General features: G+C 48.0%; 10 protein-coding genes and 1 pseudogene. 6 read left to right on the top strand and 5 right to left on the bottom strand.

Annotated elements, in window-relative coordinates; genetic code table 11:
- Positions 1-25: 25 nt before the first annotated feature.
- From MK185_01910 to MK185_01900, 3 genes are all read right to left on the bottom strand, one after another.
- The gene (locus MK185_01910; protein ID MCH2039376.1) at positions 26-1924 is read right to left on the bottom strand and encodes an EAL domain-containing protein; all 1899 of its coding nucleotides are present in this window, start codon (positions 1922-1924) and stop codon (positions 26-28) included.
- A gap of 160 nt (positions 1925-2084) precedes the next feature.
- The gene (locus tag MK185_01905) at positions 2085-3158 is read right to left on the bottom strand and encodes an acyl-CoA desaturase (GenBank protein ID MCH2039375.1); all 1074 of its coding nucleotides are present in this window, start codon (positions 3156-3158) and stop codon (positions 2085-2087) included.
- 119 nt (positions 3159-3277) lie between these two features.
- A complete protein-coding gene (locus MK185_01900; protein ID MCH2039374.1) occupies positions 3278-4330 on the bottom strand; it encodes an AraC family transcriptional regulator in 1053 nt (350 codons plus the stop codon).
- A 208-nt stretch (positions 4331-4538) separates the two neighbouring features.
- Here MK185_01900 and MK185_01895 point away from each other — a divergent pair, with 208 nt between their 5' ends.
- Positions 4539-6263 carry a long-chain fatty acid--CoA ligase gene (locus tag MK185_01895; protein ID MCH2039373.1) on the top strand — a complete coding sequence of 575 codons (1725 nt, stop codon included), beginning with the start codon at positions 4539-4541 and terminating at the stop codon, positions 6261-6263.
- A 340-nt stretch (positions 6264-6603) separates the two neighbouring features.
- Positions 6604-8412 carry an acyl-CoA dehydrogenase gene (locus MK185_01890; protein MCH2039372.1) on the top strand — a complete coding sequence of 603 codons (1809 nt, stop codon included), beginning with the start codon at positions 6604-6606 and terminating at the stop codon, positions 8410-8412.
- 168 nt (positions 8413-8580) lie between these two features.
- On the opposite strand, the gene MK185_01885 is transcribed toward MK185_01890, so the two are convergent.
- Positions 8581-9525 (bottom strand): GGDEF domain-containing protein, encoded by a 945-nt coding sequence (locus tag MK185_01885; protein MCH2039371.1) that lies wholly within the window; start codon positions 9523-9525, stop codon positions 8581-8583.
- Positions 9526-9656: 131 nt separating this feature from the next.
- Between MK185_01885 and MK185_01880 the strand changes: the two genes are divergently transcribed.
- Positions 9657-9830: a hypothetical protein gene (locus MK185_01880; GenBank protein ID MCH2039370.1), complete on the top strand. Its 174-nt coding sequence runs from the start codon at positions 9657-9659 to the stop codon at positions 9828-9830.
- A 62-nt stretch (positions 9831-9892) separates the two neighbouring features.
- On the opposite strand, the gene MK185_01875 is transcribed toward MK185_01880, so the two are convergent.
- The gene (locus tag MK185_01875) at positions 9893-11479 is read right to left on the bottom strand and encodes a phosphoglucomutase, alpha-D-glucose phosphate-specific (GenBank protein ID MCH2039369.1); all 1587 of its coding nucleotides are present in this window, start codon (positions 11477-11479) and stop codon (positions 9893-9895) included.
- 351 nt (positions 11480-11830) lie between these two features.
- On the opposite strand from MK185_01875, the gene MK185_01870 reads away from it, so the two are divergent.
- The 3 genes and pseudogenes from MK185_01870 to MK185_01860 all read left to right on the top strand — a co-directional run bounded on the left by MK185_01870 (position 11831) and on the right by MK185_01860 (position 15633).
- The gene (locus tag MK185_01870) at positions 11831-12691 is read left to right on the top strand and encodes a restriction endonuclease (GenBank protein ID MCH2039368.1); all 861 of its coding nucleotides are present in this window, start codon (positions 11831-11833) and stop codon (positions 12689-12691) included.
- A gap of 125 nt (positions 12692-12816) precedes the next feature.
- A pseudogene (locus MK185_01865) lies at positions 12817-14388 on the top strand (type I restriction-modification system subunit M).
- 9 nt (positions 14389-14397) lie between these two features.
- The gene (locus MK185_01860; protein ID MCH2039367.1) at positions 14398-15633 is read left to right on the top strand and encodes a restriction endonuclease subunit S; all 1236 of its coding nucleotides are present in this window, start codon (positions 14398-14400) and stop codon (positions 15631-15633) included.
- The last annotated feature ends 8 nt before the right edge of the window (positions 15634-15641 follow it).

The raw sequence follows: 15641 nt of genomic DNA, 5'->3' as shown, positions 1-15641 counted from the left end.
TCTGATCAGTACCTTGGCAAGACTCTTACAGCCTGCTGGGGAAAAACTGCTCCGCTTTAGCGGCACTGACCGGGCGACCATAATAATAGCCTTGTGCCAGATCACAGCCGTGAGCAATCAGAATATTCGCCTGGGCCTGTGTTTCTACGCCTTCCGCAACAACACTCATACCAAGGTTTTTACCCAGGGCGATAATTGATGAAGCTATGGCTTGGTCAGCGGGATTGTTGCTCAGGTCTTTCACAAACGTTCGATCAATTTTAATCGAATCCACCGGGAGATTTTTCAAATAATTCAGTGAAGAAAATCCGGTTCCAAAATCATCAAGATAAATCTGAACCCCATGTTTCCGGAAAAACTCCAGCACATGACGCGCGCTCTCCAGATCTTGCATTAATAAGCTCTCAGTAATTTCCAGCGATATCAGATTGTCGGGTACATCCAGTGCTTTTAGTGTGTCGATGATATCGCGTTCAAAATCCGGAATCAGAAATTGCTTCGGTGAAATATTAATGCTGATATTGGTTTTAAGGCCTTGCTCGTACCAGGTTTTCGCCTGTATTGCGGCCTGTTCGAGTACCCAATGGCCGATATGACCAATCATGCCGGCATCTTCTGCAATGTGAATAAAACTCTCTGGCGAGATAAAACCACCACCCGCCTGGGGCCAGCGCAACAGTGCTTCAAAACTATGCAACGTGCCTGTCGGTTGCCTTTCATTTCCTGCTAAGTACACTTTGGGTTGGTAGTACAGCTCCAGTTCTTCATCTTCCATCGCTTTGCGCAGTTTTGTCTCCATGGCCAGTCTGTGTTGCGCCACACGCTCCAGCGACGGAGTAAAAAAGTGGAAACGATTCTTGCCGTTTTGTTTTGCCCGATACATGGCAATATCAGAATTTTTGAGTAATACCCCCGGGTCCCTGCCATCATTAGGGTACATGGCGATACCCATCGATGCGCCAACAAAAAACTGACGTCCGGCAAACATGATTGGGTCATTCAATGCCATCAGCAAACCTTCTGCCATATACAGCACTTCTTCCTGGTGGCTGACGTTATCTAAAATGATGACGAATTCGTCGCCACCAATCCGGGCGATCGTGTCGCCGCCACGGATACGGGTTTGTAGTCGTTTGCTGACTTTAATTAACAGCTGATCGCCAGCGTCATGGCCGAGACTGTCGTTAATAGTTTTAAATCCATCAAGATCCAGATAACACACGGCGAAACGCTGATGGTTCTGGTCCGCGCGGTGAATGGCGTTCTCCATCCGGTCCAGTAATAACGTTCGGTTGGGCAGTTCGGTCAGGGCATCGTGTTGTGCCTGGTGAGCAATGGTCGCTTCTTTCTTACGCACTTCCGTGATGTCGCGCAGCATCCAGATAAAACCAGCGACCGGGTCATTACAGGCGTAAGCCTCGATCCAATGTCCGTCGTAGCTTTTATAAATCCCGCGATTGTCGGAGCCGGGTTTTCCCGCCAAAGAAGTCATTTGCAACTTCAGGCGATCTGGCTCGGTAATCCGATTCATCGAATTTTGCAGCAGATCCTGATGCGTCATCGACATCAAACGTGACTCGGTCAACTGATTGATTTGCAGATAGCGATCATTGAATAAAATCGGGATGCCATCGTGGTTAATGACCAGTACGCCTTCTTGGGAGGCATCCAGCGTTGCATTAATGATGCTGAAGGAACGACTCAGTTCTTGCTGTGCCGCTTGCTGCTCTTTTAAATTGAGATTCAGTTTCTTGTTCTGAAGGAGCAATTTTTCAGAGGAGGAGTGTAATGATTGTTCCAGTTCTGAGCGTTCAACGTCGGCTTTTTCGTAGGTGGCGTTGATAGCATCCAGTAGTGGCGACAGAGGCTCAGGGATTTCCCCAGCCAGATACTGTGCAATCTGCTGTTTCAGTACTCGATGCATGCTCACTCTCTTGTGATTAAACAACGTTGCCATGTCTCGAGAGCTGGCGAAAGATCACCATTATTAACATGACAATACGAACAAAGTTTAGCAGGGATTACGAGCTGTGAATGCAGCGATTAACAAATGTTTACTGTCGACAGAAGCCGGCATCAGCGCTTTACGCTGAGCCAAGATGCTTCAGATGTTGGTAGTGGCCCTTGAGTGCAGCACTGACGGTAGGATAGCTGCGAATCGGATGAGCGGCATCGGCGCAGGCAGGCTGCAGAATTTTGTGTAACGTTGGGTAATGAACGTGGCTGACTCGAGGGAAAAGGTGATGTTCAACCTGAAAGTTCAGTCCACCCAATGCCCAGGTTACCAAGCGATTACTGGTGGCAAAATCGACCGTGGTTCGCAATTGATGGATAGCCCATTCATCCGCCATTTCACCATCGTTTGGTCCATCTTTTTGGGGTTCGGGAAACTCGGCCTGATCCACCACGTGGGCTAATTGAAACACCACTGCAAACAGAAAACCGAGAATCGCATGCATCAGCAAGAATCCTGTAATGGTAGCCTCCCAGCCAATCACAACAGCGGGCAGGACTAAATACAGAGCGATGTATAACCCTTTGGAAAGCCAAAATTCAATGTGATCTGCCCAACCCATTTTATGGCTGAAGTCGCGTGTTGCGATTCTTTGAGTGAAGTACGCTTTGTAGTCGAGTGCGAAAAACCAGAACAAACTGGTCAGTGGGTACAGGAACCAGGCGTAAATATGCTGCCAGCGATGGAACATTAAGCGCTTCTGGCGCGGACTCATGCGTAGCAGGCCAAAAGCATCAATGTCTTCATCCAGCTCATCCACATTGGTAAAAGTGTGGTGATTACGATTGTGCTTTTGTGCCCAGTAAAACCGATTAGAACCAATCAGGTTAAACGTCATGGCAGCTAGCCGATTAATGCGGCGCGATTTGCTGAATGAGGCGTGTGCGCCATCATGCATGATGTTAAATCCAACCAGTGCCGTTGCCAGACCATGACCCACCCAGGCCAGCCAATGATAGGTCTGTGGTAAGAAAAATATCAGTGCGTAGCTGGAAATAAACAGTGAGGTAATGATCAGCGCTTTACGGTACAGGGTTGAGTTTCCGGTTTTGGCGCTGTTTTGATCTTTGAAATATTGGTTGACCGCTGCAGACAGTCGCTGATAAACGGCGCGTTGACCGTTTGGAAAATGGATTGCATTCATTGTTATCGTTGAGTCTTCATTAGGCCAACATCATCTTAGCGGAAAAAAATCGCTGATCATACGTTCGTACAGCTTATTGCTGTTGTCAGATCAGCCAATTCAGAAGGAGTGATGTTGCGCTAGGCATCTGGTATGAACTTTTCGTTCTTTTCACGCGCTTTCTTCCGGAAGGCCCGTGGAGAGATTCCCAACCAGCGGCGAAATGCCCGCCCAAAGTTTGATGGATCGTTGTACCCCAGTTGATGTGCGATGTCCTCAACCGACGTACTGCTTTCCAGCAGCAATAGCATTGCCTGTTCTCGTCGCGCCTCGTCGATGATTTTCTGATACGTCGTATTCAACTGAGCCAACTGACGGTTGATCGTGCGCGGACTGGACTGCAGCTTGTCGGCCATCACGGTGAGCGTTGGAAAAGCCTTCATCTGTTCCAGATGGCGACGAATCTGAGTCACCAGGTCCTGGCCCCGATCCAGCTCTGCCAACAATTTCTCGCATTCTGTCTCGGCCATTCGCCGTGCGGTGGTGTTGGCGGTAGAAACCGGTGTGTCGAGTAAAAAGGCAGGCAAACACAGCTGATTGTGTGGTTGGTTAAACATCACAGGCAGGCCGAGCAGGCCTTCGTAGCAGGACTCAGGGCGGGCCGGTGAGTCAACGAACTTCACCAGAGCGGTTAATTCATCCTGATTCTGGGTGAGAAAGCGGGCAATGGTGACAAAGGTCGAAATGATGTTCTGAACCACAAATGAAAACGTTGTGGGCATGGCCGCCAGTCGATTGATCTGAATAATGGCCGTATCGTCTTCCTGAATAAAACGGATATCAGCCAGCAGAGTGCGTGTCCGGGCGTATCGAATAGCCAGCGACAGCGCATCGCCCAGAGTATCAGAGGCCATGATGGCAAAACCAAGAAATCCATGGCTGGAAATATTCATGCGTTTGCCGTGTTCCAGACCCAACAACGGGTCGCCACTCAGCGCCAGTGCGTTTTCGATGACCTTATGATATTGCAGCGGAGAGATGTATTCCTGAGGCGAAGTCAGGGTTGCGGCAGTCAAACCCGTACCGTGAGCCAGTTGTGCAGCGTTTATCCCTTGCTTGGCTAATAAATCAATCAGTTGCGACAAGTATTCGGTGGCAATAAAAGGGCGCGATGCTGCGCTGATATTGGGCATATTGGTCAGGCAGTTTTTGCTCTCTGGCGTAGAATGACCGGAATCATGTCACGATTTCCTCTTTAACTCAAATGCACTTTCGTTCATAGTTCTGGCCAATAAAAAAACAAACAGGCCTTCAGCTAACCCTCACAAAGCCAAAAATAACGCGGTGAAATGGGTTGGTAATTGGTTCTTTCTTCGATATCCGCATTTGGGGAGACTACACGTGGAAGCATCTTTCTGGGATGGTAAGCGCGCACCTGGCGTGCCCGACAGCATTAACTTGAACGAATACGACGCCGTTGTTGAGGTTGTTGAAAACTCATTTAAACGGTATGCCGATCGTCCGGCTTTCACCAGCATTGGTTACACACTGACGTATCGTCAGATCGATGAGTATTCCGCTGCATTTGCTGCCTATCTGCAGAATCATACCAGCCTGAAACAGGGCGATCGTATCGCGATTCAGATGCCAAATATTCTGCAATTCCCGATTGCTATGTACGGTGCACTGCGCGCTGGCATGGTTGTGGTAAATACTAACCCGCTTTACACCGAGCGTGAGATGCTTCACCAGTTCAACGATTCCGGCGCTAAAGCGCTGGTGTGTATGGACGTATTCGCCGCATCGGTACAGAACATCAAAGAAGAAACCGGCCTGAAGCACATCATTGTGACGTCTCTGGCTGACATGCTGCCTTTCCTGAAACGTACAGTGATTAACAGTGCGGCTAAGTACATCAAGAAAATGGTGCCAGCATACAGCCTGCCAGAAGCTGTTCCATTTCGTAAGGCGCTGGCACAAGGTGCTAAGCACAACGGTTTCGAACCGAATTACATCAAGAATCCGAACGATACGATCATCCTGCAATACACTGGCGGCACCACCGGTGTTGCCAAAGGTGCTGAACTGACCAACCGCAACCTGGTTGCTAACATGATGCAGTCTCACGCCATGCTGCAACAGACTGATGATCAGGGGCAGCCACTGAAGCCGGAAACCGGTGCCAAGATCGTTGCGCCTCTACCGCTTTACCACATCTACTCATTCACCGTTCATTTGATGGCTCTGTTTGAGGCGGGCGACCACAGTATTCTGATTGCGAACCCACGCGATACCGATATGTTCGTTCGTATGATGAAACCGCATCAACTGACCGGCATTATCGGTTTGAATACGTTGTTCGTATCCTTGCTGGATCACAAAGAATTCCGTGAAATGGATTTCTCGAAGCTGCGTATTACCCTGTCCGGTGGTACCGCATTAATGGATGACACAGCCAAGCGCTGGAAAGAGGTGACGGGCGTTGGTGTATCGGAAGCCTACGGTTTAACCGAGTGTTCTCCTGCCGTTACTATGAACCCGGCAGCGGGTCTGGAGCGTATGGGTACCGTGGGTCAGGCCGTTCCTGGTACTGCCCTGAAGTGCATCGACGATAACGGCAACGAAGTGGCACCAGGCGAGCGCGGTGAATTGTGCGTTAATGGTCCTCAGGTAATGAAAGGCTACTGGAATCGCCCGGAAGCAACCGCTGATTCATTCACTGCCGACGGCCAATGGTTGCGCACCGGTGACGTTGCCGTTATTGATGATGATGGCTTCGTGAAGATTGTTGACCGCATTAAAGATATGATTCTTGTTTCAGGTTTCAACGTTTATCCTAACGAGATTGAAGATGTTGCAGCAGGTCACCCAGCGGTAGAGAACTGTGCAGCGATCGGTATTCCAGATGCGAAAACCGGCGAAGCTGTGAAGCTGTTTGTGGTGGTTTCTGATGAAAATGTGACGGTCGATGAGATCCGGAATTTCTGTCGTGAAAACCTGACAGCGTATAAAGTACCTCGTTACGTTGAGTTCCGTGACGAATTGCCAATGACGCCGGTTGGTAAGATTCTGCGTCGAGAGCTGAAAGACGAAGAGGAAGCCAAGCGCGCAGCAGAACCAGCCTAACGAGCTATCTGCGTCGCCTGAGCGGTGTTAAAAATCAATTCATAATGCTCCTTTATAACGAATAAACTGTGCTTCTGAATTGATTTTTGTCTTGCTCTGACTTCCTCGATGACGCTTTCAGCGTGATCGAATAAAAACGCGTCCTGCGAAAGCAGGGCGCGTTTTTTTATGCTCAGGAAAATTTCTTCCTGAATATCCGCTTCCTATCAATTTCCGCCCTGAAAGACCGAACTGACACCGTTATCCGGCCGTTAAGCCAATGGCGCTTTTGTAACCAATTGTAAGAATGATGAAGTTCCAACTAACAATAACATTCAGTTTTTTTTGATTAGGAAGCACCATGGTTCAGTACAAGGCTCCGGTTAAAGACATTAAATTCCTGATGAACGACGTTTATAAGTTCCAGGATCATTACAAAACCATTCCGGGTGGTGAGGAAGCGACCGATGAAATGGTCGATATGATTTTAGAGGCAGCCGCTTCTTTCTCTGAAGAGGTGATTGCACCGCTGTATCAGAGTGGCGATGAGGGTTGTGTCTTCGAGGGTGGTGACGTTAAAACCCCTAAAGGTTTTAAAGAAGCTTACCAGATGTACGTAGAAAATGGCTGGCAGTCGATGGCGACGCCGATTGAATACGGTGGTCAGGGCTTGCCTATGTCCTTGGCACTGGCCAAGTCTGAAATGATCGGCACCGCAAACTGGAGTTGGGGCATGTACCCCGGCTTGTCTCTGGGTGCCATGAATACCATTTGGATGCACGGTACAGAAGCGCAAAAGCAAGAGTTCTTTATTCCTCTGTCTGAGGGACGCTGGACGGGTACCATGTGTCTGACCGAAGCCCAGTGTGGTACAGATCTGGGACAGGTAAAAACCAAGGCCGAGCCAAACGCGGACGGTTCTTACTCTATTACCGGTCAGAAGATTTTTATCTCCTCGGGTGAGCACGATATGACCGAGAATATTGTTCATATCGTATTGGCACGGCTGCCCAATGCACCCGAAGGCACACGCGGAATTTCTCTGTTTATTGTGCCCAAATTTAACGTTAATGAAGATGGCTCGCTGGGTGACCGTAATCCCGTTAGTTGTGGCTCGATTGAAGAAAAGATGGGTATCCATGCATCTTCTACTTGTGTAATGAACTTTGACGGCGCGAAAGGCTTCTTGATTGGCCCGGAAAACAAAGGCCTGATGTGCATGTTTACCTTTATGAACACTGCACGTATCGGTACATCTCTCCAGGGCGTCGCATCTGCGGAGTTGTCATTCCAGGGAGCACTGCCATACGCCAAAGACCGTCGTTCGATGCGGTCGCTGAGTGGCACCAAAGATCCGGATAAAGTCGCTGATACGTTGATGGTTCATCCCGATGTACGTCGTATGTTACTGACCCAGAAGGCCATCGCTGAGGGTGGTCGTGCGATGGTGTATCACGCCGCTCGCCTGGCGGATCTGATGACTGCGGCCCACACCCGTGGTGACCAGAAACTGTATGACCAGTACGATGATGAGCTGGGCTTTATGACGCCGATTCTGAAAGCCTTCCTGACCGAACTGGGTTATGAAGCGGCTAACCACGGTGTTCAGGTTTACGGCGGTCACGGTTTTATTAAAGAATGGGGTATGGAGCAGATTGTTCGTGATGCTCAGATTTCCAAGCTTTATGAAGGTACTACCGGTGTTCAGGCGCTCGACCTGTTAGGGCGTAAGATGCTGTTGGGTAAGTTCAAGTCTTTTAATACTTTCGCAGACCTGGTTAGTGAGTTCACCAAAAAGAATAAGCGCCCGGAAATGAAGAAGATGGTGAAGTCATTGAAGCGCAACATGCTGGCTTGGAAGCTGAACAACTACCGCATCGCTTTTAAAGCGTCTAAAGATCGCGATATGGTGGGTTCGGCTTCCTTTGATTATCTGATGTATGCCGGTTATATCGCCATGTCTTATTATTGGGCTCTGATGGCTGAAACTGCTTACGCAAAAATTGAAGCAGGGGAAGGTGATATTAACTTTTACAAAGCAAAAATTCAGACGGCTGAATTCTACTTCAAGCGTATTTTGCCGCGTGCAAAAGGTCATGCCAAAATGATGGTTCGTGATCCTAAGTCGCTGATGCAGATGGAAGACGAACATTTTTCGTTCCTGGATTAATGGCTAATAATTAATCCGGAAAAATAAAAACCACATTCTGCGCTCAGAATACGAGCAGGCAGCATGCGGTTTTTATTTGCTGACAGTTTTTACGTAATCACACAATAAAAAAGCCGATTCCTGGGTGCATTCAGAATCGGCAAGCAAATCGGTAACGATAAATCCCGACTAATGCTCCAGTGCAGTGAAGGCGGTGTCGGCATCGCTGATTACCCGATTACGTCCGCCGTTCTTCGCTTCGTATAATGCGTTGTCGGCGCGTTGCACCAGACTGTCCATAGAGTCGGTACCGCGTAATGTTGCACTGCCCACGCTTGAGGTAACCTGCAATTTTCCGCGGCTGTTTTTAAACTCTAAGGCACCAATGCCCATACGAATGCGCTCAGCAATGCGCAATGCACCCGCTTGGTCTGCACTGGAAAGCATGACCAGGAATTCTTCGCCGCCATAGCGGAAACACATATCGGTTTGTCGGATACAGGCGGTAATACAACTGACTGCGTCTTTTAACACCTTATCACCCATACTGTGACCAAACTCGTCGTTCACTTGTTTAAAGTGGTCAAGATCAATCATCAGTACCGACAGTTGCTGGCCGTGGCGTTTTGCCAGTTCTACTTCACGGCCCAGTGTTTTATCCAACGCAACGCGGTTACCAGCGCCCGTCAGTGGGTCGCGGAACGCTGCCGCCAAAGCTTCGAAATAACGTAGCGCGTTGCGCATCGGATATACCAGTGTTGACAGCAATCCTTCCAAGTTAGCCAACTCATGCTCGCGAAAACGAGTAGCGCGATGGAACGTCAGATCGCCCATGTAATCCTGCTGTGTTTGCAACCGGTAGCTGATTGAATGCGGTGACGTCTTCCCTTCGCTCAACAGCAAGTTATTAGCCGTGTGGCTGAAGGTTACGCCGTCAACTAGTACGGCTTGCTGGATTTCTTCGAAGAATATTTCCAGCAGTTGTGACAACTCCAGCGTGGTTTGCAATTTGCCGGACAATTTCAGCAACACTTCCGGGCGCAGGTCGGGCTTTAGTGCTAGTTCACCAATGGTGGTCACTGATTTCTCTTCTCGTAATTGTGCACGACCATTGCTGTGTAATGGACTCACCATGAGCCACCTCGTTCTGGCAAAAAATTCATATCAGCTGTTAAGCGATTTCTATGCCAGAGTTTTAACTGAAAAAATATCGTTAAAAAACAGTAATTTAAAGGGTTTTATCGAAAATTCAGAGGAAAAGCTGGATGTTTGACGATCAATTTGTCAGTTATTTAGCCAAGAAAATGACTTGTAGTAATCGTCTATGTGGCAAATATCCGTCGAACCTGCCCTGTCTAAGCTGTCAGAATGAGTTTCAGCAGCGTATCACCACAGCAATTCATACTCAGGTAGCGGCAACGGCTAACCCGCCAGCCTAAAAGCGGCAAGAACAAGCACTGCTCGTTGCCGCTGTGGCCGATTGCCAGTCGCCAGAAGGAAGCTACAGAATCTGGCTCAGCAGCTTTTGCGCCTCTTCAATGAGCGATTGCAGATGCGCCTCACCCTGGAAGCTTTCCGCGTAGATTTTATAAATATCTTCGGTACCACTTGGACGGGCGGCGAACCAGCCTTGCTCGGTACATACTTTTAAGCCACCAATGGCGGCGTTGTTACCCGGAGCATTGGTATGAACCGAGGTAATAGCGTAACCCGCCAGTTCGCTTTCAGTTACGCTGTCGGCGGTTAACTGACTAAAAGCCGCTTTTTGCTCCGGTGTTGCTGCAGCATCGACACGCTTGTAATGCGGGTTGCCGTGTTGCTTTACCAGCTCAGCATAATATTGCGATGGCGTTAAACCGGTTACGGCGGTAATTTCTGCCGCTAATAAACACAGCACCACACCGTCTTTATCCGTGCTCCAGGCATTGCCGTCGAAGGTTAATAAGCTGGCACCGGCGCTTTCTTCACCACCAAACGCCAGATCGCCATGGAACAAGCCCTGAACGAACCATTTAAAGCCAACCGGTACTTCGTACAGCACACGCTCGTTAGCGGATACCACGCGGTCCATCATTGATGATGTCACCAGGGTTTTACCGATTTTTAAATCGCGCGACCACTGCGGGCGATGTTTCATCAAATAATCGACACACACGCACAAATAGTGGTTGGGATTCATCAGACCTGCGGCATCAACAATGCCGTGGCGATCGGCATCCGGATCGTTACCAAAGGCCAGATCAAACTGATCGCGAATATCCAGCAGCTTGGCCATGGCGGCAGTGCTGGAGCAATCCATGCGAATGCGACCATCGTGGTCTGGCGGCATAAAAGCAAAGGATTCATCTATCTGATCGTTCACCACTTTCAGGTTAAACGCCGCATTTTCTGCCAGCTTGTTCCATACCGGTAAGGCCGTGCCACCCATCGGATCGGCACCCAGTTTCAGGGAGCTGTTGGCGATGGCATCCAGATCCACCACACGTTTCAGGTCATCAACATAAATGCCAACGAAATCGTAAGTACTGGCTTTGGCCAGGGCTTCATCCAGTGAAACGCGCTGAATATCGGCCTCATTATTTTGCTGTAACTGTTGCAGATACTGGTTCGCGCGGTTTTCGATCCAGCCGGTTACTGAGCCGTCGGCCGGGCCACCATCCGGGGTGTTGTATTTAATGCCACCGTCTTCCGGCGGATTGTGAGATGGGGTAATGATAATACCGTCGGCCAGCTGCTCGGAGGCGGTATTTGCCGTCAAAATGGCGTGGCTGACCAGTGGAGTTGCTGTGACTTCATTATCCTGAGCGATACGTACATCAACGCCGTTCGCGGCCAGAACCTGCACCACAATTTCCCAGGCGGGTTTAGATAGGGCGTGGGTATCGCGGCCGACAAACAGCGGCCCGTTAATGCAGTTTTCTTGACGGTAATCAACCACCGCCTGGGCAATGGCAACAATATGTTGTTCGTTAAAGCTGCCTTTCAGGGACGTACCGCGATGGCCAGAGGTACCAAACTTTACCGGTTTTAATGCTTCGCCATTGATTTCGCTGGCGGCAAACAGGGTAAGAACAGAATCGTTAAACATCTTCATTCCTTGGAATTGTGAAACAGGGCGGTGTCGGTACCGGCCTGAGAGTAATCTGATGGGCACTATTTTCTAACAAACAGCGCTGGAAGTCTTGTGGCGAAGCATAAAAGCCGGATATGACAGAATTGTTCGGCGCAGCCCAACCTGCTCCGAATCACATCGCGGAGTGAGTAAGCGCAACGCCACCGGGGGAATCTTCAAAATCGGGCCTCTTTAAACTGTTAAATTAGTTATTAATTCGTATAATCAACTTCCTCAAACTCGTAAGGAAGCGTGATGCCGATCCCCAGCTACCAATCATTTATGCACCCACTAATTAGCTTGTTAGAGGATGGGTAAAGTCGTCGCTTGAGTGACATAAAAGTGATGATTTGCGAGTTGTTGGACATATCTGAGAGTGATCAAGGAAAAACCATTGCTAGCGGTAAAGGTACAGTGGTTGCGAATCGTTTGGGATGGGCTCGTACCTACCTGTATAAAGCGAAGTTACTAAGTATTCCAGAGCCTGGTTATGTTCAGATTACTTGTAGAGGACAAACAGCTCTTCGTGATTGCTCTCAAATAAACAATGCTTTCCTGAAGCAATATCCCGAATTTGTTGAGTTTATTCGTCCAGCGAAAGGCAAAGATGATGGCCAGCAGAATGATGGAGGCTCGAATCTAATCGAAAGCCTGAAAGATGACGACTCCACGCCGGAAGAGTTGTTTGATAAAGCCGCCGATGAGCTGAGGCGTACCTTAGCATCTGACTTATTAGAGCAAACTAAACAAGCGTCCCCCCGTTTTTTTGAGCAGCTGGTCGTCGACCTGATGTTAGCCATGGGTTACGGCGGTTTTAGTAAAGAAGCAGGGCAGGCGACCCAATACACCAGTGATGGTGGTATCGACGGCATCATCAATGAAGATCCACTCGGCTTAGACATCATTTACCTGCAAGCCAAACGTTATGCAGATAAAACCGTTGGTCGCCCGGAAGTACAGGCATTTGCCGGTGCGCTGGATATGCAGCGTGCTAAGAAAGGCGTGTTTATTACAACCAGCAAGTTCAGCGCCGATGCGGTAGAATTCGTCTCCTTAATTGAGAAGCGCATTGTGCTGATTGACGGTGAAACGTTAACCAATCTAATGATTGACCATAACCTGGGTGTAGCGATCAAACGGGTGGTGGAAGTTAAGTCCATCGACAGTGATTATTTTAACGAAGACTAATCCTCTTCAAGCATCAACAGCCTGCTATTTGATGGTTCTGCAGGATAGGAAACCCCATGGTCGAACAACACAAAAAGAATTTAGAAAAACAACTCTGGAACATCGCCAATACCCTGCGCGGCAATATGAGTGCCGATGATTTCCGCGATTACATCTTAGGCTTTATCTTTTACAAGTTTCTGTCCGAGAAAATCCATCTCTACGCCGACAAACTATTGGCCGAAGACGGTATTACATTCATCGATATTGATGAAACCAGTGCAGAAGGCCAGGAAATACTGGAAGCGGTAAAAGAAGAAACTATCGACCACCTGGGCTATTTCTTAAAGCCCTCTGAATTGTTCCATGTGATTGCGCAAAAAGGTGAGCAGGACGAATTTATTATCGAGCAGCTCGGTGAAGTATTACGCCATATCGAACAATCCACCATGGGCACCGATGCTGAAGACGACTTTAACGGCCTGTTTGATGACCTGGATTTAAGCTCTAACAAACTGGGTAAAACCGAAAAAGCTAAAAATGAGCTGATTGCCAAAGTGCTCAGCCACTTAGATGCCATCGACTTTGCGTTAGGTGATACCGAAATCGACGTATTGGGTGATGCCTACGAATACCTGATTGGTCAATTCGCCAGTGGTGCCGGTAAAAAAGCCGGTGAGTTCTACACCCCACAAATGGTATCGAAGCTGTTAGCGCAAATCGTTACCCATGGTCGTGATGACATCAAAAGCGTATACGATCCAACGTGTGGTTCTGGCTCCCTGTTATTACGGGTCGCAAGGGAACTGGCGACTCACAAGAATGGTGAGCAGCTCACCAAAACCCTGCAGTATTTTGGTTAGGAGTCGAACCCCAGCACCTATAACCTGGCGCGCATGAATATGATTCTGCACGACGTGCATTATAGCCGCTTTGATATTCAGCAAGACGACACCTTAGAAGCACCACACCATATTGATCAGTGTTTTGATGCGGTGGTGGCCAATCCACCGTTTTCTGCTAAATGGTCAGCCGCCGCTGAGCATTTAAGTGACGAACGCTTTCAGGATTACGGCAAGTTAGCCCCCGCCAGTAAAGCCGACTTTGCCTTTGTGCAGCATATGTATCACCAACTGGAGGATAACGGCACCTTGGCGGTGGTATTGCCCCATGGTGTGCTATTCAGAGGCGCGGCTGAAGGCCATATCCGTAAGTTCTTAATCGAAACCCATAATGCTTTAGATGCGGTCATTGGTTTACCGGCCAATGTGTTTTTTGGTACCTCAATTCCGACCTGTATTCTGGTGTTGAAGAAAAATCGCAACAGCCCTGAGCGCAAAGAGCAGTCTAAAGACGTTTTATTTATTGATGCCAGCGCCCATTTTGGTAAAGCCACCAACCAGAACTACCTGCGCGACGAAGACCTTGAGCGCATTATGGCGGCCTATAGCAAACGCGAATTTATCGACAAATTCGCCTATGTGGCGTCGATTAAGCCGGAGCGGGATAACAATGGCGAAGTCGCGGAAGACAGCAACTCCCTGACCGATAACGACTTTAACCTGAATATCCCGCGTTATGTCGACACCTTTGAAGAAGAAGAACCGGTGGATTTAGCGGCGGTTTCCGAAGATATTAAAGGTATTGAAACCGAGTTGGAAGATGTGGACGAAAAGCTGCTGGAGTTTTGTCAGCAGCTGGGCATTCAGGCACCTTAGGAGGCGTTTATGGGTAATGTAATAAATATAAAAAGCAAGGTGCCTCAGCTTAGGTTTCTGGGGTTTAGTGATAGTTGGAAAATAACTAGTATTGGATCAATTGCGAAAGTTACATCTGGTGGGACGCCAAATAGAGCAAATTCAGCATATTGGGGTGGGGAAATTCCATGGGTGACTACGTCCCAAATTAACTTTGAAGACATAGTTGAAGCTGAAAACTATATCACTTTGGACGGTTTAGCTAATAGCTCTGCAAAGTTGTTTCCCGAAGGAACGATTCTTCTTGCTCTGTATGGACAAGGAATTACAAGGGGTAGAGTTTCAGTTTTGAATATTGAAGCTACTACTAATCAGGCCTGTGCGGCGATTTTATTGGATAAAGAAAGGTGTGATACGCGCTTTATTTTTTATCTTCTTCAGTCTCATTATGAAAATCTCCGAAATTTGTCAAATGATGGCGGTCAAAAAAATTTAAGCGGAGGGCTAATTAAACAGTTTCGTTTAGCTATCCCAGATTTGACTGAGCAACGTCGTAATTCCATTTTTCTCTCTACCATCGACAAAAAAATCAGTCTGCTAAAACAAAAGCACGAACAACTGGTGCAATACAAAAAAGGCATCATGCAGCAGTTGTTTAGCCAGCAGCTGCGGTTTAAAGATGATAATGGTCAGGACTTCCCGGATTGGAAATCCATACAACTGAAGAAAGTATTGCTATTGCAGAGTAATCCTGTCGATATGCAAGATAATGAAGAATACGAACTTATTACTGCCAAGCGGCGAAATGGAGGGATTGTAAGCCGTGGGAAGTACCTTGGAAAGGAAGTGCTGGTAAAAACGCAATTTAAGTTAAAAGAAAACCAGTTTGTGATTTCAAAGCGACAAATTGTACACGGCGCATGTGGTATAGTGCCCAAGTACTTAGAAGGCGCAATACTATCAAATGAATACAATGTATTTGAGGGAGTGCCGGATGTGCTTGATATTCACTATTTCAATCTATTATCTAAAACCCCTAAAATGAAAAAGGTCTATTTCAGGAATAGCGATGGTGTTCACATAGAGAAGCTTCTGTTTAAAACACAAGACTGGTTAAAAACAAGAGTTAAGCTTCCTTCATTGGATGAGCAAAAACGAATTGTGAGTTTCTCGATTGAATTAGAAAGAAAACTAGATCTAATTCAACAACAAATCGAGCAAACCCAAGCCTATAAACAAGGCTTATTGCAGCAGATGTTTGTATAACCCAATAC

This window comes from Saccharospirillaceae bacterium (assembly GCA_022448365.1).
In the GTDB taxonomy this organism is placed as follows: domain Bacteria; phylum Pseudomonadota; class Gammaproteobacteria; order Pseudomonadales; family Oceanobacteraceae; genus Bacterioplanoides.
The sequence above is the reverse complement of the archived record's forward strand: the minus strand, read 5'-3'. Positions and strand labels throughout refer to the sequence as shown.

Excerpts from the sequence above, each read along its gene's own strand:
- MK185_01910 (MCH2039376.1), bottom strand. The coding sequence starts at position 1,924 with ATGCATCGAGTACTGAAACAGCAGATTGCACAGTATCTGGCTGGGGAA.
- MK185_01905 (MCH2039375.1), bottom strand. The coding sequence starts at position 3,158 with ATGAATGCAATCCATTTTCCAAACGGTCAACGCGCCGTTTATCAGCGA.
- MK185_01900 (MCH2039374.1), bottom strand. The coding sequence starts at position 4,330 with ATGCCCAATATCAGCGCAGCATCGCGCCCTTTTATTGCCACCGAATAC.
- MK185_01890 (MCH2039372.1), top strand. The coding sequence starts at position 6,604 with ATGGTTCAGTACAAGGCTCCGGTTAAAGACATTAAATTCCTGATGAAC.
- MK185_01885 (MCH2039371.1), bottom strand. The coding sequence starts at position 9,525 with ATGGTGAGTCCATTACACAGCAATGGTCGTGCACAATTACGAGAAGAG.
- MK185_01880 (MCH2039370.1), top strand. The coding sequence starts at position 9,657 with ATGTTTGACGATCAATTTGTCAGTTATTTAGCCAAGAAAATGACTTGT.
- MK185_01875 (MCH2039369.1), bottom strand. The coding sequence starts at position 11,479 with ATGTTTAACGATTCTGTTCTTACCCTGTTTGCCGCCAGCGAAATCAAT.
- MK185_01860 (MCH2039367.1), top strand. The coding sequence starts at position 14,398 with ATGGGTAATGTAATAAATATAAAAAGCAAGGTGCCTCAGCTTAGGTTT.